We start from the raw sequence: 25,221 nt of genomic DNA, 5'->3' as shown, positions 1-25,221 counted from the left end.
AGGCACTACTTCGGCTTGTCGAGGTCCGCATAGGGCTTGAGCGCCTCCAGGTAGTCGGCGCGGTCCGCCTCCTTCAGGAGCGCATACGAGTCGAGGTGCAGCTCGATGCCCTCCGCCGCCATGTCGTAGTAGTCGACGTCGAACTCGCGGTCCTTCGCGACCGTGCCGGCCGAGTCGAGCGTGAGGTCGACGATGCTCGTCCGGAAGTCGCCGGCCCCCGTGATGGCGTTGTAGGTGTGCAGGTCCCACAGTGCCTGAGTGTCGATGGTCTCACCGCCGTACCGCTCGGTGAGCTCGCCCGGCTCACGCCAGGAGGACGGTGCGTTCTGCATGTCGAGGTTCGCGATGCCGTACCGGAGCAGCACCTGCCGGATCAGCTCGACGACCCGCGACTTCTCCTCGAAGGTGCGCACGGTCGTCGTCGTCTGCCACACCGGTGCCGTGTACTCGAAGAGCATGGAGTCCCCGCCGTACCCGTTCTGATCGACCTCCGTCTCGGCGGGCTGTCGCTCCACCCAGTCGAAGCCGAACTCGGCGGTCAGGGCCGTCCGGATCTCCGCGAGCATCTCGTCGGACGTCCCGACGAAGTCCTCGTAGCTCGGCCCGTCGAGGGTCTCCTTCGCGTCGACGTAGGCGGATCCCGGGTAGGTGTCCCAGATCGGGTCGTGCTCCTCGTCGCCGCTGCCACCGGCGGAGGCACCATTCCCGGCCCGATCCGTGGAGAGACCGCCGACCGCCATCGCCGTGACGGGGTTGACGACGAGGATGAGCACCAGCGCCAGCACACCCCAGCGGCGCCGCACCTTCCGGCGGATGACGATGACACTCCCGATGAGCAGCACGATCTGCACGACGACGACGAGGACGAACGCCACGAGGATGGCCCAGGCACCCTCGCCGGGCCGGTAGCTCACGGCCAGCAGGACGGTGAAGAGGGTGACGGCCACCACCGCGCCGAGCAGGGCGAGCGGCGAGAAGGAGGCGACGACACCCCGACTCCGCGCGCCGAGCTCGTCCCGCCCGGTCGGGGACGCACCGCCGGCAGGCGGGTGGGCCGCCGGACTCCGCTCGCCGCCGTCGGCCGAGATCGCCGCGGACTCGGGTTGCGAGGCGGCCGCGCGTGCCGCCGCCTTCCGTTGACGGCGCGACGACGGCTTCCGTGATGCGGGCTGCCGTGGCATCCGTCGTCCTCGGGACCCCGGACGACGGAACCTTGCGGTCTCCGCCTCCAGTTCCTCGGGCGTGCGCTCCGGGGCGGCAGGCGCTGGCGCGCTCGAGGACACGACTGCCGGCGGCGCTCCGGGGATCGGCGGGGCGTTCGGATCGCGCGGCTCGTCGGAGGATCCGCCGGGCGCTTCCTCGGCCACCGGGAGCACCTCGGCCTCGGGGCTCGGCTCGAAGATCGGCTCGGGCACCGAGAAGGCGGCGGGTTCGTCCGCGGGCACGCTTCGCCGATCGCCTGGCGTCGGCTTGCGTCGGGAGAACAGCGGCACGGGATCGATTGTGTCACGGGCGTCCCGCGACGGCTTCCGACGTCCGGGTGCAGGATGGGGTCATGCAAGCGAACCTCGACGACGTCCTCGCCACCGCCCGCGTGGTCTCCATCCCCCTCCGCGTCCGGTTCCGGGGCATCGACACCCGCGAGGCCGTCCTCTTCCGCGGGCCCGCCGGGTGGACGGAGTTCTCCCCCTTCGTCGAGTACGACGACCAGGAGTCAGCCGCGTGGCTGCGGGCCGCCATCGACTTCGGCTGGTCGGACCTCCCGCCCCTCCACCGGGATCGCATCCTCGTGAACGCGACGGTCCCGGCGGTGGACGCGGCGGACGTGCCGTCGATCCTCTCCCGCTTCCCGGGCTGCCGGACCGCGAAGGTGAAGGTGGCCGAGCGCGGGCAGGTGCTGGCCGACGACGTCGCGCGCGTCGCCGCCGTCCGGCGGGCCATCGGACCCGAGGGTCGACTCCGCGTGGACGCCAACACCAACTGGAACGTCGACGAGGCCGAACACGCCATCCGCGCTCTCGAACCCTTCGACCTCGAGTACGTCGAACAACCCTGCGCGACCGTCGCGGAACTCGCCGAGATCCGTGAACGGGTCTCCTCCCTGGACGTCGCCATCGCGGCGGACGAGAGCGTCCGCAAAGCCGAGGACCCCCTCGCCGTAGCTCGCGCCGGCGCCGCCGACCTGCTCGTCGTGAAGGCGCAGCCGCTCGGCGGCGTGCACGCCGCGCTCCGCATCGCGGGCGAGGCCGGCCTGCCGATCGTCGTCTCGAGCGCGCTGGACACCTCCGTCGGCATCTCCATGGGGGCCCACCTCGCGGCGGCCCTGCCGGAACTCGACTACGACTGCGGGCTCGCCACCACCGCGCTCCTCGGCGGCGACGTGACGACCGCACCGCTCGATCCCGTGGACGGCGGCATCGCCGTTCGGCGCGTCGAGGTGGACGTCGATCTCCTCGAGCACTTCACGGCGTCACCGGAGCGGACCGCCTGGTGGCTCGACCGGCTCCGCCGCACGCACGCGTTGCTCGGCTGAGGGCCGGCGCAGGGGCTTACAGGCCGCTGTAGGCGTGCAGACCCTTGAAGAACACGTTGACCACGACGAAGTTGAACATCACGGCACTGAAGCCGATGATGGCGAGCGTGGCCGCGCGTGATCCGCGCCAGCCGCGCGTCGCCCTGGCGTGGATGTACCCGGCGAAGATCACCCAGATGATGAAGGTCCACACCTCTTTGGTGTCCCAGCCCCAGTACCGACCCCAGGCGCGCTCAGCCCAGATGGCACCGGCCATGAGCGTGAACGTCCAGAAGATGAAGCCGATGATGTTGACGCGGTAGGCGAGGTTCTCGAGACGCTCCGCGTTCGGGAGGGTGAGCAGGAAGCGGAGACGCCCGGAGCTCTGGGTGGGCTGCACGAGCCCGAGCCGGCGCTCGCGACGCCCCTGCAGGAGCTGCACGACGCTCAACGCGAAGCCGATGGCGAAGAACGCCGTGCCGAGGCTCGCGACGAACACGTGGATGACGAGCCACGCCGACTGCAGCGCCGGCGGCAGCGGAACGACCTCGACGTAGAAGTTCGCGGTCGCGAGGCCGAGGAGCACGGTCACGAGGCCGATCACGAAGCTGCCGAGGAACCGGAGGTCCACGCGCGCGATGACCACGAGGAACACCGCGACGATGAGCAGCGTGCCCGTCATCGCGAACTCGTACATGTTCGCCCACGGGACACGACCGGCGGCGATACCGCGCGTCACGTCCGCGACGAGGTGGAGGAGGAAGGCGATGACGGTGAGCGAGACTCCGACCCGGAGGCTCGGCGACTTGCGCGACGCCTGCTGCTCGGGCTCGTCCGAGGGACGGCGGGTCTTGCGCGGGACACCGTCGCTCGTGACGATCGGTGCGGCGGTCCGCGCCGCGGCGGAGGCGAGTGCACCGACGCGTTCCTCGGCGGCTGCCGACCGTTCCAGCTCGGCCCGCTCGGCCGCGTCGATCGCCGCGGTGACCTCGGCGCTGCGGCGCGCGAGGTCGAACGTGAAGGCGATGAACGCCAGCGCGTAGACGGCGACGGCCGACCAGAGGCAGAGGTTCGAGATTTCGACGAGGGTCACGGGGTGATTCTACCTTCGGGTTCGGACGGGACAGGCGTTGGACTGTGCGCTTCGGCGATCGCCGCGACGGCCGCTTCGAGGCCGGGGTCCTCGCCGCGGGCGAGCCCGGCGTATTCGAGGGAGACGGTGCCGTCGCTCCCGGTCACGGCCTTCACCCAGACGCGGCGTCTGGCGACGAAGAGTGAGGTGATGAGACCGGACAGGGCGAGGATGGCGAACGCGAGCACCCACAGCTGGGTCGGGTCGTGGTGGACGTCGAACGAGGCGAACCGCTTGACGGAGCCGGCGTAGTTCTCGGTCGACGGGTTGGCGGCGACGTTGTCGAAGGACACCGTGCCGAGTCCGTTCGGCAGGTCGGTGATCTGGCCGGGCGTGAGTTCGATCGACTCGACGCCGGTGTCGCCCCCCGTGAGCTGCTTCATGTCGTCGACGTCGAGCGCGTAGACCGACTTCGGAGCACCGGCGTTGATCCCGAGGTCGCCGGAGTAGACGTTGAGCGTCAGCACCGGGTAGGCGAGGTCGGGGTAGGACGAGAAGAACGGCGGCTTGGACGCGGCCTGCGTCGGGTAGAAGAACCCGATCATGCCGAGCTGCTCCGCCAGGCCGTCCGGGACCTTGACGATGCCGAGCGACGTGAGCTGGGCGTCCTGCGGCAGGAACGGGATGGAGTCGCTGAACACGACCTTGCCCTCGGGATCGCGGACGGTGATCGTCGGCGCGTAACCGTTGCCGAGCAGGTAGACGTCGGTGCCCTCGAACCGGAGCGGATCGTTGACCTTGATCGTCGCGTCCTGCGGCTTCCCGCCGGGCGAGGTCGTCGTGACCTTCGCGCGGTAGTCGATCGCCTGCCCGTACGCGTCGAGGTTCTCGGTCTCGTAGGTGACGCCGAACTCGTCGAGCGTCAACTTGTAGGGGGCCAGCTCCGACTCGTTGAAGAAGCGGCCGGGGTTGAACGAGTCGTAGTCGAGCAGGGTGTTGACGAAGGTCTGACCCTCGACGAGCACGCGCTGACCGGAGAAGCCGAAACCGCCGCCGAAACCGACCGTCACGAGGATGCCGACGAGTGCCGAGTGGAAGACGAGGTTGCCGGTCTCGCGGAGGAAGCCGCGCTCGGCGGACACCGATGCGGACCCCTCGGCGTCGTAGCGTTCGACTCGGTAGCCCTGGCGCTTCAACTGCTTCGTCGCGTCGTCGATGAGCTCGGTGGCGGTCGCGCCGCTGTCGTCGCTGCGACGCTCGAACGCGGAGAGCCGCGACAGGCGCGCGGGCGTCCGCGGCGGGCGGGAGCGCAGGGCGAGCCAGTGGTGCTTCGTCCGCGGGATCACGCAGCCGATGAGCGAGATGAACAGCAGCAGGTAGATCGCGGAGAACCAGGCCGAGCTGTAGACGTCGAACGCCTGCACCTTGTCGAGGATGGGCGCGAGGTCCGGGTTGTCGGTGAAGTACTGGGTGACGCCGTTCGGGTCGCTCGACCGTTGCGGGACGAGCGAACCGGGCACCGCGGCGATGGCGAGGAGCAGCAGCAGGAAGAGCGCCGTGCGCATGCTCGTGAGCTGACGCCAGAAGAAGCGGAGCCAACCGACGAACCCGAGCTTCGGCTGGTTGATGCCGTCGGCCGGAGCCGGTGCGGCGGAATCGATGTGATCAGAGGGGCGTGACAAGGCCGCTCATCACCCCCTGCAACGAGTACATCCAAGCGGACCAGAGACCAGACACCATCAACACACCGATCACGATGAGGAGCACGCCGCCGATGATGTTGATCGTGCGGATGTGCCGTTTGAGGAACGCCAACGACCCCGTGACCCAACCGAGTCCGAGCGCGACGAGCAGGAAGGGGATGCCGAGACCGAGGCAGTAGAACAGCCCGAGGAGGGCCCCGCGCCAGGCGGAGCCGCCCGAGAGGGAGAGCGCGCTGATCGCGGTGAGGGTCGGGCCGAGGCAGGGCGTCCAGCCGATGGCGAAGACGAAGCCGAGCAGTGGCGCGCCGGCGAGGCCGGTGGCGGGTGCCCAGTTGGTGCGCACCGTGCGCTGCAGCCGCGAGAACTGTCCGATGAAGATGAGCCCCATGAGGATGACGACGGCGCCGAGGACGCGGGTGATGACGCCCTCCCACTCGACGAACCAGGCGCCGATCGTTCCGACGAACGCCGCGATCGCCACGAACACGACGGTGAAGCCGAGGATGAAGAGGCTGACGCCGAGCAGCACGCGCCGGCGACCCGCACCGGAGCGCCCCTCCTCGACCGTCGTCATGCCGCCGACGTATCCGAGGTAGCCGGGGACGAGTGGCAGGACGCACGGCGAGAGGAAGGACAGCAGACCGGCCGCGATGGCGATCGGGATCGCCACGAGGAGCTGGCCGCCGTAGACGAGCTCGCCGGGGCTCACTCTGGGGCGCTCTCGGCGATCGTGTCGCGGATGAGGGTGTCGAGGATGGTGCGGTCCTGCAGCTGCCCGAGGATGCGTGCGGCGACCCGACCTTCGGCGTCGAGGACGATGGTGGTCGGCACCGCGTTCGGCGGGACACTGCCCGTGAAGGCGAGCTTCGCCTCCCCGCTGTCGACGTCGAGGATGGAGGGGTAGGTGATGCCGAAGGTGCCGTTGAACGCCTTCGCGGTGTCGGCCGTGTCGCGGACGTTGACGCCGATGAAGGTGGCACCCTTGTCGGTGTAGGCCTCGTTGAGCGCCTGCAGGTCCTTCGCCTCCGCGCGGCAGGGGGCGCAGGCGGCGTACCAGAAGTTCACGACGAGGACCTGGCCCGCGTGGTCGGCGGAGGAGATCTGCTCGCCGTCCTCGCCGACGCCTGAGAAGCTGATCGACTCACCGCGGTCGTCGAGCGCGACCTCGGTCACGCTGCCGTCGCCCGCGACGTACCCCTTGCTACTGCCCTCGCGGTACTGCTCGGCAAGCGGATCGCTCCCGCACGCCGTGAGCAGGAGTGCCCCGACGGCCAGCACGGCGGCGACGGCGGACGTCCTCGATCGGCGGGCCATCAGACGGCCCCGACATCGGTCGCGCCGGACGACAGACGGGCCGCCGGATCGACGTAGCCGACCTCGACGAAGCCTTGCTCGGTCCGTTCGAAGGTGGTGATGCTCGACAGGGCGCAGCGTCGCTTCCGCGGGTCGTGACGATACGGCGCCCCGACGACGGAGCTGTGCAGCATCCAGATCGGCAGCTGGTGGCTGACGATGACGACGTCGCCCGACGGCGTCGCCCGCCAGGCGTCCTCGACGGCCGCGGTCATGCGGTTGACGATCGACGCGTACGGCTCGCCCCAGCTCGGGCGGGACGGGTTGCGGAGCTTGGGCCAGTTGAGCGGGTTCTTCAGGGCGCGGCTCATACGCTTGCCCTCGAACTCGTTGAACGGTTCGATCACGCGCGGCTCGGAGACGACGGCGAGCCCGAACGCTGCGGCGACCGGCGCTGCAGACTCCTGGGTGCGCTGCAGCGGGGACGCGTAGAGCGCGCCCACCGTGCGATCACGGCTCACGAGGTCGTCCGCGGCGGCTTGCGCCATGCGCTCGCCGAGCTCCGACAGTCGGAATGCGGGGAGTCGACCGTAGAGCACACGAGAAGGATTGTGCACCTCGCCGTGACGCACGAGATGGATCTGGTCGGCTACCACCCTTCAAGTGTACGTTTCCCCAAGCTGCGGATTCACCGTGACCTCCGTCCAGGTCCGAGCCACGAGCGACGGCTAAGCTGTCGGGGTGAGTGAACGCGTCGTTGTGAAGAACCTGGCCGCCCTGTCCGACGGTCCCGTCACCGTCTCCGGATGGGTCGAGACCGTCCGCGACCAGAAGAAGGTGCAGTTCGTCGTCCTCCGCGACGAGAGCGGCGCCGTCCAGCTGGTGAACCCGGCTGTCCGCGAGGTCGACCCGGAGGTCGGGGGCTCCGCCGAGCGCCTCGCCACCACCGAGGCCATCTCCGCCCTCGCGCACGGCTCCTTCATCACCGTCACCGGCGAGCTCAAGCACGACGAGCGCGTCAAGCTCGGCGGCATCGAGGTCAAGGTCGCCACGCTCGAGGTCGTCACCGCCGCCAACCCCGAGACGCCGATCGCCGCGGACTCCTCGCTCGACAAGCGGCTCGACTGGCGTTTCCTCGACCTGCGCCAGCCGAAGCAGGCCCTGATCTTCCGCATCCAGACGACGTTCGAGCACGCACTGCGTCAGTACTGGATCGACAACGACTTCATCGAGATCCACACCCCGAAGCTCATGGCGAGCGCGAGCGAGTCGCGCGCCGAGCTCTTCGAGGTCGACTACTTCGAGGGCAAGGCGTACCTCGCGCAGTCCCCGCAGTTCTTCAAGCAGATGGCGCAGTCCGCCGGCTTCGGCAAGGTGTTCGAGGTCGGACCCGCATTCCGCGCCGACCCGTCGTTCACCAGCCGACACGCGACCGAGTTCACGAGCGTCGACGCCGAGATCAGCTGGATCGAGTCCCACGAGGACGTCATGCAGCTGCACGAGGAGCTCCTCGTCGCCGGCTTCACGGCGGTCAAGGACAAGCACGGCGAGCAGATCTCCGAGCTCTTCGGCATCGAGCTCGAGGTCCCGTCGCGTCCGTTCCCGCGCATCCCGCTGGCCGAGGCCAAGCGCATCGTCGCCGAGCGCGGCTACGAGATCCCCCGCGCCGACGACGACATGGACCCCGAGGGCGAGCGTCAGATCGCTGCCTACGTCAAGGAGACCTTCGGTCACGACTTCGTCTTCCTGACCGACTACGCGTCGAGCATCCGGCCGTTCTACCACATGCGCAACGCCGAGGACGGCTCGCTCACCAACAGCTACGACCTCATCTACAACGGCGTCGAGATCTCCACGGGCGCGCAGCGCGAGCACCGCGTCGACGTCCTCGTCGAGCAGGCCAAGGAGAAGGGCCTGGAGCCCGAGGAACTCGAGTTCTACCTCGACTTCTTCCGCTACGGCGTCCCGGCGCACGGCGGCTTCGGCATGGGCCTCGCCCGCGTGCTCATGCTCATGCTGCACGAGACCTCCATCCGCGAGGTCACCTACCTGTTCCGCGGCCCGACCCGCCTCGCCCCGTAACCCCGCAAGAAGGACGCCATGCAGATCGTCATCCTGTACGGGACCGAATCAGGCAACGCCGAACGCCTCGCCGGCGACATCGGCAAGGCCATCGGCTCGCAGCACCAGTGGCGCGTCGCCGACCTCGGCGACGTCGACCCGGCGGAGCTGTCGACCGACGAGATCCACATCTTCATCACGTCGACGTACGGCGACGGCCTCCTCGGTGAGACCGGCCAGATCTTCTACGAGGCGCTCGAGGAGTCCGACGTCGAGCTCGACGGGCTCCGGTACGCCATCTTCGGGCTGGGCGACAGCAGCTACGAGGACACGTACAACCAGGGCAGCTCGCTGCTCGACGCCATCCTCACCGAGCACGGCGCGACCCGCTTCGGCGAGTTCGGTCTGCACGACGACGGCGGGTTCGAGCGCAAGAAGGACGTCGCGCTCGCCTGGCTGCCCGGCGTGCTCGCCGCCGCAGAACAGCTCTGACCACCGCTCTGGTGTGTGCCAGGACGCGACGGTAGCCTGACTCTCACCGGCCGTGCGGCGTCCTCGCACGTGAGCGAGGGGTGAGCCAGATGAACGCGACCGCCGGATCCGTGGTCCTGCGCCTTCGTGCGGCGGGGTGCGTCTTCGCCGAGGACGAGGCGGCGCTGCTCCTCACCGAGTCGGATGATCCGGATCGACTCGAACGGATGGTCGCGGCACGGGTCGCCGGCCGGCCGCTCGAACACGTCCTCGGCTGGGTCGCGTTCCGAGGACGCCGGGTGGTCGTCGAGGACGGGGTCTTCGTGCCGCGGCGACGGACCGAGCTCCTGGTCGACGCCGCCCTCCCGCGCCTCCGGAACGGTTCGGTGGTCGTCGAGCTCTGCTGTGGTGCCGCGGCTGTCGGGAGTGCCCTCCTCACCGAGGCACCCGGCCCGGTCGACGTCTGGGCGTCGGACATCGACCTCGCCGCGGTGGAGTGCGCACGGCGCAACCTCGAGCCACTCGGTGGGCATGCCCTGCCCGGAGACCTGTTCGACGGGCTGCCCCGGTCGCTCGCGGGGCGCGTCGACCTCCTGCTCGCGAACGCACCCTACGTCCCGACAGCGTCGATGGCGACGATGCCCCCGGAGGCTCGGGAGCACGAGGCCGTGATCGCGCTCGACGGCGGTGCCGACGGGCTCGACGTGCAGCGTCGGATCATCGCGCAGGCCCCGGACTGGCTCGCGCCGACCGGTTCCCTCCTGATCGAGACGAGCGAACGTCAGGCCCCCGAGACCGCCGCGCTCATGCGGGCGGCGGGCCTCACGGCGTCGATCGTCCGCGAGGACGAACTCGACGGCACCGTCGCCGTCGGCGTCATGGCCTGAGCCCTGCGGGTGCCGGGCTCAGTCGAGCTGGAAGTCGACCGCGGAGCGCTCGACGACGAGCTGACGGACGATCTGCACCACGCGGACGTGCTCCGGGTGGACCTGGTACCGCTCCAGGGCTTCGAGGCTCGGGTAGTCGCCGACCAGCACGACGTCCCAGTTGCTCTCGGGGTAGGCGATGTTGCGTCCGACCTGGAGGTGCTCGATGTCGTCCGGCATGAACCCGGCGAGTGCCTCGAGTTCGGACTGCATGGTGGCGAACGCCGCGTCGCGCTCGGCGTCGTCCGTTGCTGCCAGCTTCCAACTGACGATGTGGCGGATGGTCACTGGGCCCCCAAGGGTCGATGTGGATGGATGGACGTGCGGATCAGTCGGCGAGCAACGCGGACCGCAGGCGGTCGGGGTCGATGCGCCAGTAGTTGTGGACCCTACCGTCGATGAGGACGACGGGGATCTCCTCCCAGTGGCGGTCGTGGAGCGCGGGATCGTCGAGGATCGAGAGCTCCTCGCGTTCGATCGTCGGGCCGCCGGACGGGAGGCCTGCGACCACCTCGTCGATCACGGCACGTGCGTCGTCGCAGAGGTGACAGCCGGGCTTGCCGATGAGCGTGACGTGCAGAGTGGACACCTCCTCAACTGTACGGGGTGCCCGAGGTCGGAGCACGTCCAAGGAACCGACACGTGTGGTGTTTCACCGAGACATCTGACACGATGCCGGAATGATGATGCCGATGAACCCAAGGTTGAGAACCATGTGTGTCGAATCCACCGGGCTTAGACACTCTGGCATGCGCCGGTCGAGGTCCGTTGTCATTGTGTGATGCCTACACATTCGGAAGCCGCGACGATCCTCGGCGAGCGGCTGCGTGCCGCGCGCAACGAGCGACAGCTGACCCTCGAGGACCTGGGCGTGCTGGCCGGGATGCACTGGACGAACATCGGCAAGATCGAGCGAGGGCAGGTGCACCCGAGCGTGGAGACGCTCGTCCGGCTGAGTACCGCGCTCGACCTCGACCCGGCCCCGTTCATCACGGGCCTCAACGCCGACATGTACCCGGGGCGAGCGCACAAGCTGACGGCACGCGATCTGCTGGCCGCTCGCCGCGACCAGGAACGCTGACCCGCCCGCCGGAGACCACTCCCCTCCACCCGCCGGCGCCCATCAGAAGGTGACCCGCCAGAGGTACTGGTGGCCACCGGGACGGAACCAGGACACCTGCACACTGGTCGCGCGGGCCAGCTCGGTGCCCAACACCTCGAACTCCAGGGCGCTCCCCGGCGTCAGGCGACACGGTTCCAGTGGAGCGAGGAGTCCGGGTCCGATCAGGCGCAGCACGACCCAGTGGACGGCTTCGTCACCGACGTTCCGGAGTCGATAGCGAGGTGCGTCGTCTCGTTCGACGACGAACGGCACCCGGTACGCGAGCTCGCGTCGGTTGCGGTGGACGGTTGGCGGGAGATCGCGGGTCATGCGACGAACCTACGAAGGACCGCCGACGATCTCGGCGCGACGGACCGCGTGCCGCGACGCGCTGTGGATCAGTCCCGTCCGGCCTCGCCTGTGGAGGAACCTCGACGCCGCTCGACCCGCGGAGACCACACGCTCTGACCGACCAACGAGACGGATCACCTCGACAACGCCAGAAAGCGCCGTACCCCAATGGGCAGGCGCTTCCGGTGGACGAAGAGTCGTCAGATGCTCCGAACGGAGCAGCCGGCTACTTCTTGTTGCGGCGCTGGTGACGGGTCTTGCGAAGCAGCTTGCGGTGCTTCTTCTTCGCCATACGCTTGCGGCGCTTCTTGATAACAGAACCCACGGATTTACCTCACAGAATTGGGGGGCTTGGCCGCAGGGATCGCGACCGAAGAGAACAAGTCTTGTTGCCAGTCTAGCCGATTGCAGCGCGCGTCGTTCACACGCCGTACGCCTGCAGGCTGCTAGGAGCGGGAAACGCCTCAGCCGACGTCGGCGACCGGGCGCTGCCGGACGGCGTCGACGGCGGTCTCCGGCACTCGGAACGACTTCCCGAACCGGATGGCCGGGAGCTCCCCCGAATGCACCAGGCGATACACGGTCATCTTGGACACCCGCATCATCTCGGCGACTTCGGCCACGGTGAGGAAGCGGACGTCGGCAGTGTCCTGCGTCATCGAACCCCTCCTGCGCCTCTGGAAACCCGCTTGAACGGCGCCCCGAGGACCGGAACGCCGCATGGCAACTCTAGAGGGCTGACGCCCGCCCTGTACATCCCCTGTGTGAACGGTATGGGGGCCGGGCTACGGGCGGAGCTTCTTCGTGACCGACTGCACCGCGTGGGTCACGTCCGCAGCGACCTTGCCGACCGATCCGGCGACCGCCTTGGCCTGGTCCGGGAGTGACAGCGCCGCGAAATCGACACCGTCGTCCTGGTAGTCGACGCTGAGGAACGGGATGAGCCAGTCCTCCACGTCCTCGAGCGGCGCCGAGTCCAGGCTGTAGTAGCGGTGCTGGCCCTCCTCGCGCACCTCCACGAGCTCTGCTTCGCGCAGGACCTTGAGGTGCTTGGACACCGTCGGCTGGCTGAGGCCGAGCTGCGCGACGATCTCGGAGACGCTCGTCCCGGTGCCACCGTGCCGTTCGAGCAGCAGCGCGAGGATGTCCCGCCTGGTGGTGTCAGCGATCACGTCGAAAATGTCGGCCATGCTCCAACGATAGTGATGGAGCGCACGGAGTACCATTGCCTCCGGCGCAGTCCTGAGGTGTTGAGGGGTCAGATGAGCGGCAATGCCATGGGGCGTCGTCCCTCGATCACCGTTCGTCACGGACTCGCGAGGGTCAGGGAGGCCGTCAGCGACTTCGCCGCGAAGTCGACCTCGCGGTTCGCCATCCTCGTGTTCAGCTTCCTGATCTTCGTCTTCACGATGCTGTTCTCGCTCCCCATCGCGAGCGCCGACCGCCAGGTGACCCCGATCGCCGACGCCCTCTTCACCGCCGTCTCCGTCATCTGCGTCACCGGGCTCTCGACCGTCGACATGGCCACGCACTGGTCGCTCTTCGGTCACGTGCTCGTCTTCATCGGCGTCCAGATCGGCGCGCTCGGCGTCCTGACCCTGGCCTCGATCCTCGGGTTCGTGATCGCCCGACGACTCGGGCTCCGCCAGAAGCTCATGGCGGCGAGCGACACGAACCCCCTGCGGTCGCACCACGGCCCCGTCGCCGAGGGTCAGGCGGTCCGCCTCGGGGAGATCGGCAACCTGCTCGTCACCGTCGCCGTCAGCGCCCTCGTGATCGAGGCGGCCCTGGCCGTCCTGCTCTTCCCGCGCATGCTGCTCGACGGCATCAACCCCTGGGACGCCGCCTGGAACAGCGTCTACTACGCGGCCATGGCCTTCACCAACACCGGCTTCACGCCGAACGCCGAGGGGCTCGCGGCCTTCGAGAACGACTACTGGTTCCTCAGCATCCTCATGCTCGGGGTCTTCCTCGGCAGCATCGGCTTCCCGGTCATCTACGCCCTGAGCCGGAACTTCCGTCGACCGAGCCGTTGGTCGCTGCACGTCAAGCTCACGCTCGTCACGACGATCATCCTGTTCTTCGCCGGGGCGCTCGCCTTCATCCTGCTCGAGTTCAACAACCCCGAGACCTGGAACAAGTGGAACCTCTGGGACACGATCTTCCAGGGGTTCTTCCTGTCGGCCATGACGCGGTCGGGCGGCTTCTCCACCGTGGACATCGGCGACCTCAACGGCTCGACCCTGCTCGTCGCCGACATGCTCATGTTCATCGGCGGTGGCTCCGCCTCGACCGCCGGCGGGATCAAGGTCACGACGCTCGCCGTCCTGTTCCTGGCGGCGTTCGCCGAGGCCCGGGGCCGCGAGGGCGTGGAGGTCTTCCGCCGCCGGATCCCGCAGGACGTGCTCCGCGTCGCGGTGAGCGTCGTCCTCTGGGGTGCGACGATCGTCGCCCTGTCGACGATCGTCATCCTGCAGATGACGAAGGCCCCGCTCGACCACGTGCTGTTCGACGTCATCTCCGCCTTCGCGACGGTCGGGCTGAGCACCGGCCTCGTCGCGGACCTGCCCGACGCCGGGGTGTACGTCCTCGCCGTCACCATGTTCCTGGGCCGCGTTGGTACAGTGACACTCGCTGCAGCCGTGGCCGCGAGTCAGAGCGGCCAGCTGTTCAAACGACCCGAAGAGAGGCCCATCGTTGGTTGACCGCATCAAGCACGACGCCCCGGTCCTCGTCATCGGACTCGGTCGGTTCGGTGCGGCCTGCGCCGGCGAACTCGACCGACTCGACCGCGAGGTGCTCGCGATCGACGACAACTCCGACCTCGTGCAGAAGTGGTCCGACCGGGTCACGCACACCGTGCAGGCCGACGCGAAGAACATCGAGGCGCTCCGGCAGATCGGCGCGCAGGACTTCTCGGTCGCGGTCGTCGCGGTCGGATCCTCCATCGAGGCGAGCGTGCTCATCACCGCCAACCTCGTCGACCTCAAGATCCCGCAGATCTGGGCCAAGGCCGTCTCGCAGTCGCACGGCAAGATCCTCGCCCGGGTGGGGGCGAGCCATGTCATCTACCCCGAGCGCGAGGCCGGCGAACGCGTCGCCCACCTCGTGTCGGGCCGCATGCTCGACTTCATCCAGTTCGACGACGACTTCGCGCTCGTCAAGATGTACCCGCCGAAGCCCATCCGCGGGCTGAACCTGACGGAATCGGGCGTCCGGACGAAGTACCGGATCACGGTCGTCGGGGTGAAGTCTCCGGGGAAGCCCTTCACCTACGCGACCGCCGACACCGTCGTGTCGAACCACGACCTCATCATCGTCTCCGGCACGTCGGCCGACATCGAACGCTTCGCGTCGCTCGAGGGCTGAATCCTCCTCAGCCGAGGCTGCGCGCGTAGCAGCGCGACTGCGGCTCGTCGACGTACGGCCCGAACGCGTCGATCGGGTGGTACCCCTCGCGCTCGTAGAAGCGCATCGCGTCCGGCTGCTCCGTGCCGGTCTCGAGGACGAGCTCTGCGAGACCGAGCGACCGCGCTTCGTCCTCCAGTGCCCGCAGGAGCGCGGTGGCGACACCGGTCCCCCGGGCCTGCTGCACGACGAACATGCGTTTGATCTCCGCGCGGTCCTCGCCGAGCATCCGCAGACCGCCGCAGCCGAGCGGGGTGTCGTCGACGTCGCTGGCGACCAGGAATCGCGTGATGTCGGCTGCGGTCGGCGGTGTGCCGGGTTCGTGATCGTCGCTCCCGTAGCGCGCGTCGAGTTCGCGGCGTTGGGCGGCCCGCAGCGCGGTTCCCGCCTCGTCTTCCCAGGCCACCCGGCTGATCCTGATCGTCATGCGTGTTCTCCAGTCATTCCGTAACAAGCATTACGGTAACATCGGTTCCGAGGTGATCACGACATGGCAAGAACCAAGGACCCGACTGCCCAGGCGCGAATCTCGCACGCGGTCTGGGAGGTGCTGGGCGAGCACGGCCCGCACGGGTTGACCCTCCGCGCGGTCGCGGAGCGGGCCGGGTGCACGACGGGCCTCGTCCTGCATCGCTTCCCCGACAAGCGCGCGCTCCTGCTGCACGCTCGCGACCTGCTCCACGAGCGGACGGCGGAGCGGACCGAGGCGCTCGAAGCCGCAGCCGCGACCCCGCGTGACGCGCTGCGCGCCGTCCTCCGGCAGGCCCTGTCCCTCACCGACGAGACGCGCCAGGAGGCCCGGGTCTGGCTCGGCTACCTCGCGGCGGCGCTCGACGACGAGGTGCTGGCCGAACGGCACCGTGCGGGTCATGGCGTGTTCGTCGCGCGCACCCGCCGCCTCCTGGCCGAGATCCGCCCCGAGCTCACCGAGGCCGAGGTCGCCGCGACGGCCACCGTCGTGGTCGGATTCATCGAGGGCGTCAGCACCCTGAGCACGGCCGACGACGACCACTACGACGCCTCGGCCCAGCTCGCCGCGCTGGACCGACTGCTGCTCGTCCTCGGGCTCGACGAGACGAGCCACGCGTGATCGTCGTGGAACGGTGGGCGGATGCTCCGGCTCATCGTCGCGAGCGATTCGCCGAGCTCCTCGAGGAGTACCACCGCCGGACCGAGCATGAGAAACTCCTCGGCCGAGCGCCGGGTTTGGACGAGCCCACTCCGACGATCGCCCTCCCCGACCGCTACCGGGTCGAGATCGCCGACCCGGGCACCGCCTTCGCCTCCGAGGAGATCCTCCTGGCCGTCGAGGACGACCGGGTGCTCGGCTGCGTCGTCCTGACGGACGGCCCGTCGCCGGAGCTCAAGCGACTCTGGGTCGACCCCGACGCTCGTCGCCGGGGCGTGGCCGCAACCCTGCTCGAGGCCGCGACGACCGTCTCGCGACTGCGGGGTGACGACACCGTGCGTCTCTCCGTGTGGCACTGGCGCTCCGCCGCGATCGCGCTCTACCGGCGGTCCGGCTTCGTGGCGGTGGCTTCCTGGGACGACAGACCCGGCCTCGACTGCTTCGCGCGGTCCTTCGACTGATCGGGTCGCCGTCGGGTCAGGACGCCGACAGCTCCTCGGCGCGTGCGATGGCGGCTGCCGCGGCGCGGTCGAACGTATCGCTGAAGCCCGCCTCGGCGAGCACAGCGAGCGCCTGCTCCGTCGTCCCCTTCGGGCTCGTGACGTTGATCCGCAGCTGCTCGGCGCTCTCCCCCGTCGTCGCGAGGAGTTCCGTCGCGCCGCGGAAGGTTCCGTCGACCATCACGGACGCTTGCTCGGGGGTGAACCCGAGGCCGATCGCCGTGCGGGTCAGTTCCTCGATGAGGTAGTAGACGTACGCCGGACCGGAACCGGAGATGGCGCTGAGGGCGTCGATCTTCGATTCGGGGATGACGACCACCTGGCCGACGGTCTCGAAGAGCGCGGTGACGACGGCGAGGTCGTCCTCGCTCGACCGGGTGCCCGGCGCGAGCCCGGTGACACCCAGCCCGACGTAGGACGGGGTGTTCGGCATGGAGCGGAGGACCGACACCGACTCCGGCAGGGCGGACTCGAACGCCGCACCGCGGATACCGGCTGCAAGGCTCACGACGATCGTGCCCGGCTGCAACGCGTCGGCGATCTCGGCGAGGAGGTCGGCGACCAGGTAGGGCTTCACGCCGATCAGGACGATCTTCGCCGCGGCTGCCGCCCGACGGTTGCCGTCGGTGTCCTGCTCGAGAGCGATCGAGGTGACGCCTGGCAGCTCGGCGAGAGCCTCCGCCTTGGCGATGGTCCGGTTCGTCACCGTGATGCCACCGTCGACCTCGACACCCGGCTGGACGAGACCGCGGAGGACGGCCCCTCCCATCGAACCGGCTCCGAGGATGGCGATGCTGGGCAGGCTGATCGTTTCACTCACCCTGCGAGTCTAAGCACCTGCATGCTCGGCGGCACGTGCCCGGCCGGGTCAGTCGGCGAGGCAGGCGCCCGACGGGACCGCGGACTGCAGTGACCCGGCGAGCGCGACGACGGGCAGGACCTCGTCCATCGCGAGCGCGTACCCGACCGGCGCGGAGTTCGCGTCGCGGGCGAAGATCACGCCCGCAACCTCACCGGACTCGGTGAGGAGCGGGCCACCGGAGTTGCCCGGCTGCACCGTCCCGGACAGCGTCACGACCTGACGGCTCGTCGGGTTGTTCCCGCTGATGTCGGCGACGAGGCTCGGCCCCACCACGATGACCTGCGCGCCACCGGCCGTGTACGGGCCACCGAACGGATACCCGGCGACGACGGCGTTCGAACCGGGCGCCGGATTCGGTGCGAGCGGCAGCGATCGGGTGCCGAGGTCGTCGACGCGGATGACGGCGAGGTCGTCGACCGGGTCGAAGTAGACGATCCGTCCTTCCCTGGGCATGGCCCCCGGGACCTCGACGACCGGGTTCGTCACGCCGGCGAGGACGTGCGCGTTCGTCATGACCAGGTCGTCGGCGAAGACGAAGCCGCTTCCGGTGAGGCTCCGCGAGCAGGACTCGGCGGTGCCACTGATGCGCACCACGGACGCGGAGGCCGTCTGCAGCGCCGGCGTCGAGGTGTCGAGCTGCGGGGCGGCGGGCACGTCCGCGGTTCCACCGAAGGCCTCGATGACGCGTTGGGCCCCACCGTCGACCACCGTGGAGCGGAGCTGCGCGAGCGTGCTCTTCACCTGCACGGGCGTGACGCGGTCGATCGTGCCGATCACCGCGGACGACCCGACCGCCTGGGCGAGCAGCGGGATGCCGAGGGATCCGACACCGAGTGCCGCGGTCACGAGGACGAGCGCGGTGACGACGAGGTTGAGGGCGGCACCGAGCAGGCGTTCCAGACCGCGCAGGGGGGTCTTGCGGACGACGGAGCCGATGGCCCCACCGATGAACGCACCGATCGTGTAGCCGATGGCGAGGACGACCACCGCCGCCGCGACCGCCGCCCAGCCACGCCACGCCGCGTTCGGCACCCACGAGGCGACGAGCGGGATCGCGAAGAAGGCGCCGACCCCACCGGCCGCCAGCCCGACGAGCCCGCCGAGGCTCCCGAGGAGCCCCGCACGCCACCCGCGGATCAGGAAGCCGATCAGGACGACGACGAGGATGATGTCGAGGATCACGCCGGGTTGCATCCTGCGATCCTGCCATCACCCGCCGACAACGGGCTCCGGAAGTGCTGGGAGCAGCCGCATCCGGTCACCGATCCGGTCGAAGCGCGGGGAACAGCCCCACATCCGGTCACTGAGCCTGTCGAAGTGCAGGGAGCTTCGAAGCCGTGACAACCCTCAGAGGGCTCCGACGCCGCCCGTGCCCCGGAAGAAGTCGGTGAGGAGCGTCGAGCAGCGCTCGGCCTCCACGCCCGCGTAGACCTCGACACGGTGCTGCAGTCGCCGGTCGCGCAGGACGTCGTAGACGGAACCGACCGCACCGGCCTTCTCGTCCCAGGCCCCGAAGACGACCCGCGGGATCCGGGCGGCGAGGATCGCGCCGGCGCACATCACGCAGGGTTCGAGCGTGACGACGAGCGTCAGCTCCGTGAGGTGCCAGTCGGCCAGCGCGGCCGCGGCGGCGCGGATGGCGACCACCTCGGCGTGGGCGGTCGGATCGGTGTGCAGCTCGCGCTCGTTGCGCCCGACGGACACGACCGTGCCGTCCGGGGCGACGAGCACCGCGCCCACCGGGACGTCGTCGCTGGCCAGGGCCGCCTCGGCCTCGGCGATGGCGAGGTCCATCCACGCGGCGAACTCGGCCGGTGCGTGCATCCGTCATCTCCCCGAAATCCTGGTCGCCGCGCGAGCGACTAGATTGATCGTATGCGAGTGCACGTAGCCGACCACCCACTCATCACCCATAAGCTCACGGTGCTGCGCGACAAGACGACACCCTCACCGGTGTTCCGTGCCCTCACCGAGGAGCTCGTCACGCTGCTCGCCTACGAGGCGACGCGCGGCGTCACGGTCGAGGAGATCACGATCCAGACGCCCGTCACCGAGACGGTCGGCGTCAAGATCAGCGAGCCGCGTCCGCTCGTGGTCCCGATCCTGCGGGCCGGCCTCGGCATGCTCGAGGGCATGGTGAAGCTGCTCCCCACCGCCGAGGTCGGCTTCCTCGGCATGGTGCGCAACGAGGAGACCCTCGAACCCACCACGTACGCAGAGCGCCTCCCCGACGACCTGTCCGACCGCCAGTGCTTCGTGCTCGACCCGATGCTCGCGACCGGTGGCTCGCTCGCGGCTGCCATCGACTTCCTGTTCCAGCGTGGCGCGATGCACGTCACCGCCATCTGCCTGCTCGCCGCCCCCGAGGGCCTCGAGCGCCTCGAGGCCGAGACGGCCGGCAAGGACGTCACCATCGTCCTGGGCGCCCTCGACGAGAAGCTCGACGAGAACGGGTACATCGTCCCCGGGCTCGGCGACGCCGGCGACCGCCTCTACGGCGTCGTCTGACCCCTGCTCCCGCCGACATGAGGCGGATCGTCGTCCATCCCCGCGATGGACGACGATCCGCCTCATCTCAGTCGTGCCGCCAGCTGACAATCCCCGAGTAACAGAACGTCATCTTCCGCTCGCACTTGACAGGATCCGGGGGATTCCTGTTGTATTGCGGACTATGACGACCAACGCGCCCACCCCGACCTCCTTCGAGGCCCCTGGGAACGCCGGCATGATGATGCCCGGCCGCGCTGTCATGTGCTGTCGAATGTGTCGCTGATCCGACTCCTCCAGCACCGGTAGCGATCCACACGGATCCGCTCCACTGCCCCCAGCACCTCCGAGTCCGCCGCTCCCCCACCAGGTGAGCCGACTCCCGGACGTACCCCGTCCGTACCCGGCCGACGCGCCACTTCCCGGATCGCGGGACCGCAACTGCCCACCGGCAGGCGGGATCACCCCGAGCGCACCGCGCACGATCCGTCGTAGCATCATCACTCCCGAGGACCTCGCACTCATGTCTCTTGCAGCCGTTCAGACCACCCGCCCCACCCGCCAGCTCACCGCCGTCGAGGACGCGCCTCGGGCCGCGACCCCGCACGTCCGCGCCGTTCCAGCCGGCCCTGAAGCCCGAGGCTTCGTCCTCTACGTCGGTCTCGACGAGGCGAAGGCGGCGGCCGCCGGCACGAGCCTCGGTGAGATCGTCGAGGCCATCAAGGCCCTGACGGCCCAGTTCGCTCCGGAGGCCGAGACGCACGCGGCCGTCGCCCTCGCCCCCCGCGGTGCCGGCGGACGCGACCTCGACGTCGTCCGGCTCGCCCTCCAGGACCCCTCGGCACTCGCGGCCCACCGCGACGAGGTCGACGAGGAGGAGCAGGACCGCGCGCACGCCGGTGTCGTCGTCGACATCTCCCGGAAGCGCCTCGTCCTCGACAACGAAGCTGCGCCGCTCACGTACAAGGAGTTCGAGCTCCTCCAGTACCTCGTCCTCCGCGAAGGACGCACGATCGAGCGCGCGGAGCTCATCTCATCGCTGTGGCGTGCCGGCGACGACGAAGAGGTCCCGAACGAGCGGACCATCGACGTCCACGTGCGTCGGCTGCGCGCCAAGCTCGGCCGCTACGAGGACATCGTCCGCACCGTGCGCGGTGTCGGCTACCGCTTCGACCGCCACGCGGACGTCTCCATCCGCTACGCCAGCACCCCGTCGCCCGACCTGTTCTAAGCCGGTTCGGCGGCCCCACCGACGAGACGACGGGCCCGGTGAGCGGGTGTTCCACTCGCCGGGCCCGTCGGACGTCCTGCGTCAGATCACGCGCGGCTTCTTCGGCTTCTCGCCCGGTGCCGGGACCGGGCGCATCGCGAGCTTCCACACGCCGAAGACGGCGATCGCACCGGCGACGACGAAGAGCACGAGCGCGAACCAGGGCGCACTGGCCGCCTCACCGAGCACGACGATGCCGATGCCGACGGCGACGAGTGGGTCGACGACGGTGAGGCCCGCGACCACCAGGTCCGGCTGTCCGCTCTGGTGGGCCTTCTGGACGAAGAACCCACCCACCCCGGCGGCGACGAGCAATGCGATGATGCCGACGACGGTGAGACCCTCGAAGTTCTGCGTGATGACCCGGTTGATGACGACCTTCGCGAGGGTCACGACGAAGCCGTACAGGACGCCTGCCGCGACCACGTAGAACACCGTGTGCAGCTTCCGGCGCCACAGGGCATAGGCACCCGCGAGGGCGAGGGTCACCACGGTCAGCATGATGAGGATGATGATGAGCTGCGGCTGACGGATCGGCTCCTCCACCGCGTAGAGCGCGGCGACGATCACGAAGAGGCCGATACCGGCGACGCACAGCACCATCGCGCGGGTCTGCTCCTTGGTGATCTTGACCCGGGTGACCCTGGCGTTCAACAGTGCCGTGATCACGAGGGCGATCGCCCCGAGCGGCTGCACGACGATGAGCGGCGCGAAGGCCAGCGCGACGAGCTGGAAGACGATGGCCAGGCCGAGCAGCAGGGTGCCGATGAGCCAGGACGGGCGACCGAGCAGCTGCGGGAGCTGCTTCAGCCCGAACGCCGACGAGGCCGCCTCGACCTTCCCGACGCCTCGGGACTGGAGCTGGGTCCCCACCGCCAGGAAGAAGGCGCCGACGAGGGCGATCGGGATGCCGATCGCCTGGTACGGCGTCACGCTGATCGTCGGGATGTCGAGGTCGACCGCGGCCCGAGCGGACTGCGCGACGATGCCGGCCGTACCCGACAGCAGCAGGGCGCCGGCCGCGAGGACCGGGAACGACGTCGCCGCCATCACTTCGCCGCCGCGCTCGTGCCGACGGCCGCCGTCTCGGCGTCACCGAGTTTGTTCTCCGGTACCACCTTGGAGTCCTGGCTCGGGAAGACGACCTTCTGCACGATGATGATGATCGATGCGGCGACCGGGATCGCGACGAGGGCGCCGAGGATGCCGCCGAGGGCACCGCCACCGAAGGCCGCGATGACGACGAGGGCACCGGGGACGGCGACCGCCTTGTTCATGATGCGCGGGCTCAGGACGTACGCCTCGATCTGCATGTAGATCAGGTAGTAGATGATCGCGATGAGCGCGGTGACCGGCGAGACGAAGAGGCAGAGCGCGCTGTTCACGATCGAGGCGCTCAGCGTGCCGACGAGCGGGATCATCGAGCCGATGAACGCCAGCAGGGCGAGCAGCGGCGGGAAGGGCGCTCCGATGATGCTGAGGAAGATGAAGCTCAGCACACCGTTGACGAGCGCGAGCCCGACCTGTCCGACGACGTAGCGTCCGACGGCCTGCGTGATCTCCTCGAGCACCTGCGCGAAGCCCTCGCGGCGGTAGGCGGGGAGGAAGCGGTACGTGACGGCCTTCATCGAGCGCAGCGACGCGAGGAAGTACAGGGTCAGGATGAGGACGATGATCGAGCCGGTGATGCCCGATGCGACGCCCGCACCGACCGCGACGATGCCGCCACCGATGTTCAACAGGTTGTTGGGGTCCTTGAGGAAGGAGAACGCGTCGTTGAGCGCCGAGTCGATGTCGAGGGTGTTCCCGATCGTGTTCTGCACCCATGCGACGAAGTCGCTGTTCAGGAACTGCTGCGAGATCCGGGGGTAATCGCTCACGAAGTTCGAGATCTGCGTCACGAGCAGCGGCACGATGGCGAAGATGATGCCGACGAACGCGCCGATCACGGCGAGGAAGACGACGGCGATGGCGAGGCCACGCGGCAGCTTCTGCTCGAGCCAGGAGACGAGCGGGTCCAGGCCGAGCGCGATGAACAGTGCGACGCCGACGTAGATCAGGGTGGTGCTGAGCTGGGTGACGATGCTGCCGATCACGAGCGCGACGAGCACGCCGATACCCCCGACGAGGCCGATGCGGAACGCGTTGATGCGCACGCTCGGAGCCGAGGGCTGGAGGGCCGCGACCACGGCGGCCGACGGTGGCGAGGAGGCTGCAGCCTTCGCCGCGCGCTCCTGCTTGGCCTCCTGGTGCTTGACGCGCCTGGCCTCGCGCTCCTCCGGGGTGGAGGAGAACCCGGGCAACCGGAGTTTGGGGGTCTTCATCGTGCGGTCTCCTCGGTGGTGTTGCGATCGTGGTGCTGGGGGCGTTCACATGGATCGCCGCTCTGTGCCTACAGTAGTGAGACGGAGCCCGGCTCGCAGATGTCACGGTCGGGTGTGACGAAACCGCCGGAAGTTGTCTCGGCCGGCACAGAGAGGTGGCAGGCGGTGGGTGTCGATCCAGTGCGCAGGTCGGGCGGCCTCCTCGAGCAGGCGACCGACCGGACCCTCGTCGAACGGTGCGTCGACGGCGACACCCGCGCGTTCCAGGTGCTCATCACGCGCTACGGCCGGATGATGAAGGCGTATGCCGTGCGACTCACGCGCTCCTCGGCGGACGGCGACGACGTCGTCCAGGAGGCGCTCATCTCCGCCTGGAAGCGGATCGACACGCTCGAGGACGGCGCGATGGTGAAGAGCTGGTTGATGCGCATCGTCAGCCGCCGGGCGATCGACCTGATGCGGCAGCGCAAGGACACCGAGTCGACGGACGACGCCATCATCGAGGCCCCGGAGCGCGACGGACCCGAACGGCGAGCCGAAGCGTCGTCGCAGCTGGGAGCACTGTCAGCAGCACTCGACAGACTGCCGCACGGACAGCACCAGGCTTGGGTGCTCCGCGAGATCGGCGGATACTCGTACGAGGAGATCGCCGAACAGCTGGGGCAGAGCGTCGCCAGCGTCCGAGGGAGTCTCGCACGGGCTCGAGCGACACTGGTCAAGGACATGGAGGGGTGGCGATGAACACCGAAATTCCGGGCTCCGGACCGGGCGAACCGGGCGGTTGCGCGCACGGCATCGACGCCCTCACGGACTACCTCGAACGCGACATGCTGCCGGCCGACCCGTCGATCGACGAGTCGCCCGAATGCCAGCGGATCCTCCGGTCCCTGCGACGGGTCCGCTCGCTCGCCGCGCCATTGCGGGAGGCGGACGAAGCGGCGGTCACCGCACTCGACCAGGACTGGATCCGCGGGATCATGGAGAACATCGGCCGTGAGGCGAAGGCCGGACGCGACATCCCGTTCGCCGCGTCCGACGACGACGCGGCGCTCGTCATCACGGAGGGCACGGTCCGCGGGTTGGTCCGCGGTGCCGGCGACCGCACGCCCGGCGTGCTCGTGGGTCGCTGCGTGCTCGAGGGCGACGTCACCGTGGTCGGCGAACCGATCATGCTCCACGTCACCGTGAGCATCGGTTGGGGCAAGTCGGTCGCCGACACGGTTGCGTTGTTCCGCGAGGAGGTCGCCGCCAGCCTCCGGCAACACACGGACCTCGTCGTGGCAGGTCTCGACATCGTCGTCGACGACCTGCACTTCGAGGCCGATGAGATCGGAGAGGTGGGGGACGATGCATGACCTGACGGAGACGGACGACGACCTCGGAACGCTCGCGAGTTCGCTCGACGACGTGATCCTGGCGATACCGGGCGTCGACGGGTTGACCGCCGTCGAGCCCACACTGCTCCGGGCCGCGAAGGAGGGTGTCGGCGCACTGCTCGGCTCGCCCGACCAGCAGGCACGGGTGAGCGTCAAGCGCGTCCGAGGCGTCCTGACCGTCCACGCCAACATCTCCGTGGCAGCTGAGGCGGCCTCCCCTGCCGTCGCGCAGGCGGTCCATCGCGCCATCGCGGAGCGGCTCCCCTCGTCCACCGACGAGGGTGCACCGTCCATCACCGTCCGCGTGATCGACGTCGTCCCGAGCGGCTCCCAGGACTGACACGAGCGCGCACGGTCCCGATCCGGGATCGTGC

Annotated in this window: 32 protein-coding genes; 14 read left to right on the top strand and 18 right to left on the bottom strand. The window is 69.2% G+C overall.

Annotated features, from left to right (window positions below):
* Nucleotides 1-5: 5 nt before the first annotated feature.
* Nucleotides 6-1,445 carry a hypothetical protein gene (locus ACZZZB_RS13755; protein ID WP_463529979.1) on the bottom strand — a complete coding sequence of 480 codons (1,440 nt, stop codon included), beginning with the start codon at nucleotides 1,443-1,445 and terminating at the stop codon, nucleotides 6-8.
* A 110-nt stretch (nucleotides 1,446-1,555) separates the two neighbouring features.
* Here ACZZZB_RS13755 and ACZZZB_RS13750 point away from each other — a divergent pair, with 110 nt between their 5' ends.
* Entirely contained in the window at nucleotides 1,556-2,533 is a 978-nt protein-coding gene (locus ACZZZB_RS13750) for an o-succinylbenzoate synthase (RefSeq protein WP_124767396.1), read from the top strand.
* Between the two features lie 16 nt (nucleotides 2,534-2,549).
* Here the strand turns inward: ACZZZB_RS13750 and ccsB are convergent, their stop codons facing one another.
* Genes ccsB through ACZZZB_RS13725 form a run of 5 tightly spaced genes read right to left on the bottom strand, consistent with a single transcriptional unit; the run spans nucleotide 2,550 to nucleotide 7,236 of the window.
* Nucleotides 2,550-3,605 (bottom strand): c-type cytochrome biogenesis protein CcsB, encoded by a 1,056-nt coding sequence (ccsB, locus tag ACZZZB_RS13745; RefSeq protein ID WP_079706648.1) that lies wholly within the window; start codon nucleotides 3,603-3,605, stop codon nucleotides 2,550-2,552.
* Entirely contained in the window at nucleotides 3,602-5,266 is a 1,665-nt protein-coding gene (gene resB / locus ACZZZB_RS13740) for a cytochrome c biogenesis protein ResB (RefSeq protein WP_079003290.1), read from the bottom strand. The genes ccsB and resB overlap by 4 nt, the downstream gene beginning before the upstream one ends.
* Entirely contained in the window at nucleotides 5,250-5,996 is a 747-nt protein-coding gene (locus ACZZZB_RS13735; protein ID WP_124767397.1) for a cytochrome c biogenesis CcdA family protein, read from the bottom strand. Before ACZZZB_RS13735 ends, resB begins: the two co-directional genes overlap by 17 nt.
* The gene (locus tag ACZZZB_RS13730) at nucleotides 5,993-6,601 is read right to left on the bottom strand and encodes a TlpA family protein disulfide reductase (RefSeq protein ID WP_138945214.1); all 609 of its coding nucleotides are present in this window, start codon (nucleotides 6,599-6,601) and stop codon (nucleotides 5,993-5,995) included. The genes ACZZZB_RS13735 and ACZZZB_RS13730 overlap by 4 nt, the downstream gene beginning before the upstream one ends.
* Nucleotides 6,601-7,236: a histidine phosphatase family protein gene (locus ACZZZB_RS13725; RefSeq protein ID WP_086474866.1), complete on the bottom strand. Its 636-nt coding sequence runs from the start codon at nucleotides 7,234-7,236 to the stop codon at nucleotides 6,601-6,603. The genes ACZZZB_RS13730 and ACZZZB_RS13725 overlap by 1 nt, the downstream gene beginning before the upstream one ends.
* 85 nt (nucleotides 7,237-7,321) lie before the next feature.
* Here ACZZZB_RS13725 and aspS point away from each other — a divergent pair, with 85 nt between their 5' ends.
* The 3 genes from aspS (at nucleotide 7,322) to ACZZZB_RS13710 (ending at nucleotide 9,999) form a co-directional block, all read left to right on the top strand.
* Nucleotides 7,322-8,662 carry an aspartate--tRNA(Asn) ligase gene (aspS, locus tag ACZZZB_RS13720; protein WP_463529978.1) on the top strand — a complete coding sequence of 447 codons (1,341 nt, stop codon included), beginning with the start codon at nucleotides 7,322-7,324 and terminating at the stop codon, nucleotides 8,660-8,662.
* An 18-nt stretch (nucleotides 8,663-8,680) separates the two neighbouring features.
* Nucleotides 8,681-9,133: a flavodoxin domain-containing protein gene (locus ACZZZB_RS13715; RefSeq protein ID WP_124767400.1), complete on the top strand. Its 453-nt coding sequence runs from the start codon at nucleotides 8,681-8,683 to the stop codon at nucleotides 9,131-9,133.
* Between the two features lie 89 nt (nucleotides 9,134-9,222).
* Nucleotides 9,223-9,999 carry a putative protein N(5)-glutamine methyltransferase gene (locus ACZZZB_RS13710; protein WP_463529977.1) on the top strand — a complete coding sequence of 259 codons (777 nt, stop codon included), beginning with the start codon at nucleotides 9,223-9,225 and terminating at the stop codon, nucleotides 9,997-9,999.
* Nucleotides 10,000-10,017: 18 nt separating this feature from the next.
* Here the strand turns inward: ACZZZB_RS13710 and ACZZZB_RS13705 are convergent, their stop codons facing one another.
* A complete protein-coding gene (locus tag ACZZZB_RS13705) occupies nucleotides 10,018-10,326 on the bottom strand; it encodes a Dabb family protein (RefSeq protein WP_079706641.1) in 309 nt (102 codons plus the stop codon).
* A 40-nt stretch (nucleotides 10,327-10,366) separates the two neighbouring features.
* Complete coding sequence (locus tag ACZZZB_RS13700; protein ID WP_274500344.1) at nucleotides 10,367-10,627, bottom strand: glutaredoxin family protein; 261 nt, start codon at nucleotides 10,625-10,627, stop codon at nucleotides 10,367-10,369.
* A gap of 192 nt (nucleotides 10,628-10,819) precedes the next feature.
* Between ACZZZB_RS13700 and ACZZZB_RS13695 the strand changes: the two genes are divergently transcribed.
* A complete protein-coding gene (locus ACZZZB_RS13695) occupies nucleotides 10,820-11,119 on the top strand; it encodes a helix-turn-helix domain-containing protein (protein ID WP_064294610.1) in 300 nt (99 codons plus the stop codon).
* Between the two features lie 42 nt (nucleotides 11,120-11,161).
* Here the strand turns inward: ACZZZB_RS13695 and ACZZZB_RS13690 are convergent, their stop codons facing one another.
* The 4 genes from ACZZZB_RS13690 to ACZZZB_RS13675 all read right to left on the bottom strand — a co-directional run bounded on the left by ACZZZB_RS13690 (nucleotide 11,162) and on the right by ACZZZB_RS13675 (nucleotide 12,681).
* Nucleotides 11,162-11,470, bottom strand: a complete 309-nt coding sequence (locus ACZZZB_RS13690; RefSeq protein ID WP_079706639.1) for a hypothetical protein — start codon at nucleotides 11,468-11,470, stop codon at nucleotides 11,162-11,164.
* 247 nt (nucleotides 11,471-11,717) lie between these two features.
* Entirely contained in the window at nucleotides 11,718-11,816 is a 99-nt protein-coding gene (locus tag ACZZZB_RS13685; RefSeq protein WP_003792170.1) for a 30S ribosomal protein bS22, read from the bottom strand.
* Nucleotides 11,817-11,955: 139 nt separating this feature from the next.
* Entirely contained in the window at nucleotides 11,956-12,150 is a 195-nt protein-coding gene (locus ACZZZB_RS13680; protein ID WP_079706638.1) for a helix-turn-helix domain-containing protein, read from the bottom strand.
* A gap of 126 nt (nucleotides 12,151-12,276) precedes the next feature.
* The gene (locus ACZZZB_RS13675) at nucleotides 12,277-12,681 is read right to left on the bottom strand and encodes an ArsR/SmtB family transcription factor (RefSeq protein ID WP_064294613.1); all 405 of its coding nucleotides are present in this window, start codon (nucleotides 12,679-12,681) and stop codon (nucleotides 12,277-12,279) included.
* Between the two features lie 72 nt (nucleotides 12,682-12,753).
* On the opposite strand from ACZZZB_RS13675, the gene ACZZZB_RS13670 reads away from it, so the two are divergent.
* Complete coding sequence (locus ACZZZB_RS13670) at nucleotides 12,754-14,196, top strand: TrkH family potassium uptake protein (RefSeq protein ID WP_079706637.1); 1,443 nt, start codon at nucleotides 12,754-12,756, stop codon at nucleotides 14,194-14,196.
* A complete protein-coding gene (locus tag ACZZZB_RS13665; RefSeq protein ID WP_056013885.1) occupies nucleotides 14,189-14,860 on the top strand; it encodes a potassium channel family protein in 672 nt (223 codons plus the stop codon). The genes ACZZZB_RS13670 and ACZZZB_RS13665 overlap by 8 nt, the downstream gene beginning before the upstream one ends.
* A 7-nt stretch (nucleotides 14,861-14,867) precedes the next feature.
* Here the strand turns inward: ACZZZB_RS13665 and ACZZZB_RS13660 are convergent, their stop codons facing one another.
* Nucleotides 14,868-15,326: a GNAT family N-acetyltransferase gene (locus ACZZZB_RS13660; RefSeq protein ID WP_463529976.1), complete on the bottom strand. Its 459-nt coding sequence runs from the start codon at nucleotides 15,324-15,326 to the stop codon at nucleotides 14,868-14,870.
* A gap of 63 nt (nucleotides 15,327-15,389) precedes the next feature.
* Here ACZZZB_RS13660 and ACZZZB_RS13655 point away from each other — a divergent pair, with 63 nt between their 5' ends.
* Both ACZZZB_RS13655 and ACZZZB_RS13650 read left to right on the top strand, forming a co-directional pair.
* Nucleotides 15,390-15,989, top strand: a complete 600-nt coding sequence (locus ACZZZB_RS13655; protein ID WP_463529975.1) for a TetR/AcrR family transcriptional regulator — start codon at nucleotides 15,390-15,392, stop codon at nucleotides 15,987-15,989.
* Nucleotides 15,986-16,489 (top strand): GNAT family N-acetyltransferase, encoded by a 504-nt coding sequence (locus ACZZZB_RS13650; RefSeq protein ID WP_463529974.1) that lies wholly within the window; start codon nucleotides 15,986-15,988, stop codon nucleotides 16,487-16,489. The genes ACZZZB_RS13655 and ACZZZB_RS13650 overlap by 4 nt, the downstream gene beginning before the upstream one ends.
* 16 nt (nucleotides 16,490-16,505) lie before the next feature.
* Here ACZZZB_RS13650 and proC read toward each other — a convergent pair whose 3' ends face one another.
* The 3 genes from proC to tadA form a co-directional block, all read right to left on the bottom strand.
* Nucleotides 16,506-17,348 carry a pyrroline-5-carboxylate reductase gene (proC, locus tag ACZZZB_RS13645; protein ID WP_463529973.1) on the bottom strand — a complete coding sequence of 281 codons (843 nt, stop codon included), beginning with the start codon at nucleotides 17,346-17,348 and terminating at the stop codon, nucleotides 16,506-16,508.
* 48 nt (nucleotides 17,349-17,396) lie between these two features.
* Nucleotides 17,397-18,584, bottom strand: coding sequence for a MarP family serine protease (locus ACZZZB_RS13640; RefSeq protein WP_192005959.1), 1,188 nt, complete (start codon nucleotides 18,582-18,584; stop codon nucleotides 17,397-17,399).
* 153 nt (nucleotides 18,585-18,737) lie between these two features.
* A complete protein-coding gene (tadA, locus tag ACZZZB_RS13635; RefSeq protein WP_463529972.1) occupies nucleotides 18,738-19,214 on the bottom strand; it encodes a tRNA adenosine(34) deaminase TadA in 477 nt (158 codons plus the stop codon).
* A 51-nt stretch (nucleotides 19,215-19,265) separates the two neighbouring features.
* Here tadA and upp point away from each other — a divergent pair, with 51 nt between their 5' ends.
* Both upp and ACZZZB_RS13625 read left to right on the top strand, forming a co-directional pair.
* Complete coding sequence (upp, locus tag ACZZZB_RS13630) at nucleotides 19,266-19,898, top strand: uracil phosphoribosyltransferase (RefSeq protein ID WP_064294620.1); 633 nt, start codon at nucleotides 19,266-19,268, stop codon at nucleotides 19,896-19,898.
* 502 nt (nucleotides 19,899-20,400) lie between these two features.
* On the top strand, nucleotides 20,401-21,108 hold the full coding sequence (locus ACZZZB_RS13625; protein ID WP_079706629.1) for a winged helix-turn-helix domain-containing protein: 708 nt from the start codon (nucleotides 20,401-20,403) through the stop codon (nucleotides 21,106-21,108).
* A gap of 81 nt (nucleotides 21,109-21,189) precedes the next feature.
* On the opposite strand, the gene ACZZZB_RS13620 is transcribed toward ACZZZB_RS13625, so the two are convergent.
* Together ACZZZB_RS13620 and ACZZZB_RS13615 are read right to left on the bottom strand one after the other, a co-directional pair.
* A complete protein-coding gene (locus tag ACZZZB_RS13620) occupies nucleotides 21,190-22,197 on the bottom strand; it encodes a DMT family transporter (RefSeq protein WP_463529971.1) in 1,008 nt (335 codons plus the stop codon).
* Nucleotides 22,197-23,471 carry an AI-2E family transporter gene (locus ACZZZB_RS13615; RefSeq protein ID WP_192005963.1) on the bottom strand — a complete coding sequence of 425 codons (1,275 nt, stop codon included), beginning with the start codon at nucleotides 23,469-23,471 and terminating at the stop codon, nucleotides 22,197-22,199. Before ACZZZB_RS13615 ends, ACZZZB_RS13620 begins: the two co-directional genes overlap by 1 nt.
* 165 nt (nucleotides 23,472-23,636) lie before the next feature.
* Here ACZZZB_RS13615 and ACZZZB_RS13610 point away from each other — a divergent pair, with 165 nt between their 5' ends.
* The 3 genes from ACZZZB_RS13610 to ACZZZB_RS13600 are packed head-to-tail and all read left to right on the top strand — an operon-like array spanning nucleotide 23,637 to nucleotide 25,187.
* The gene (locus ACZZZB_RS13610) at nucleotides 23,637-24,212 is read left to right on the top strand and encodes an RNA polymerase sigma factor (protein ID WP_229940005.1); all 576 of its coding nucleotides are present in this window, start codon (nucleotides 23,637-23,639) and stop codon (nucleotides 24,210-24,212) included.
* Nucleotides 24,209-24,826 (top strand): Asp23/Gls24 family envelope stress response protein, encoded by a 618-nt coding sequence (locus ACZZZB_RS13605; protein WP_191941824.1) that lies wholly within the window; start codon nucleotides 24,209-24,211, stop codon nucleotides 24,824-24,826. The genes ACZZZB_RS13610 and ACZZZB_RS13605 overlap by 4 nt, the downstream gene beginning before the upstream one ends.
* Nucleotides 24,819-25,187: a hypothetical protein gene (locus ACZZZB_RS13600; protein ID WP_191941825.1), complete on the top strand. Its 369-nt coding sequence runs from the start codon at nucleotides 24,819-24,821 to the stop codon at nucleotides 25,185-25,187. The genes ACZZZB_RS13605 and ACZZZB_RS13600 overlap by 8 nt, the downstream gene beginning before the upstream one ends.
* The last annotated feature ends 34 nt before the right edge of the window (nucleotides 25,188-25,221 follow it).

Source organism: Plantibacter sp. AC185, from assembly GCF_979258065.1.
The sequence above is the reverse complement of the archived record's forward strand: the minus strand, read 5'-3'. Positions and strand labels throughout refer to the sequence as shown.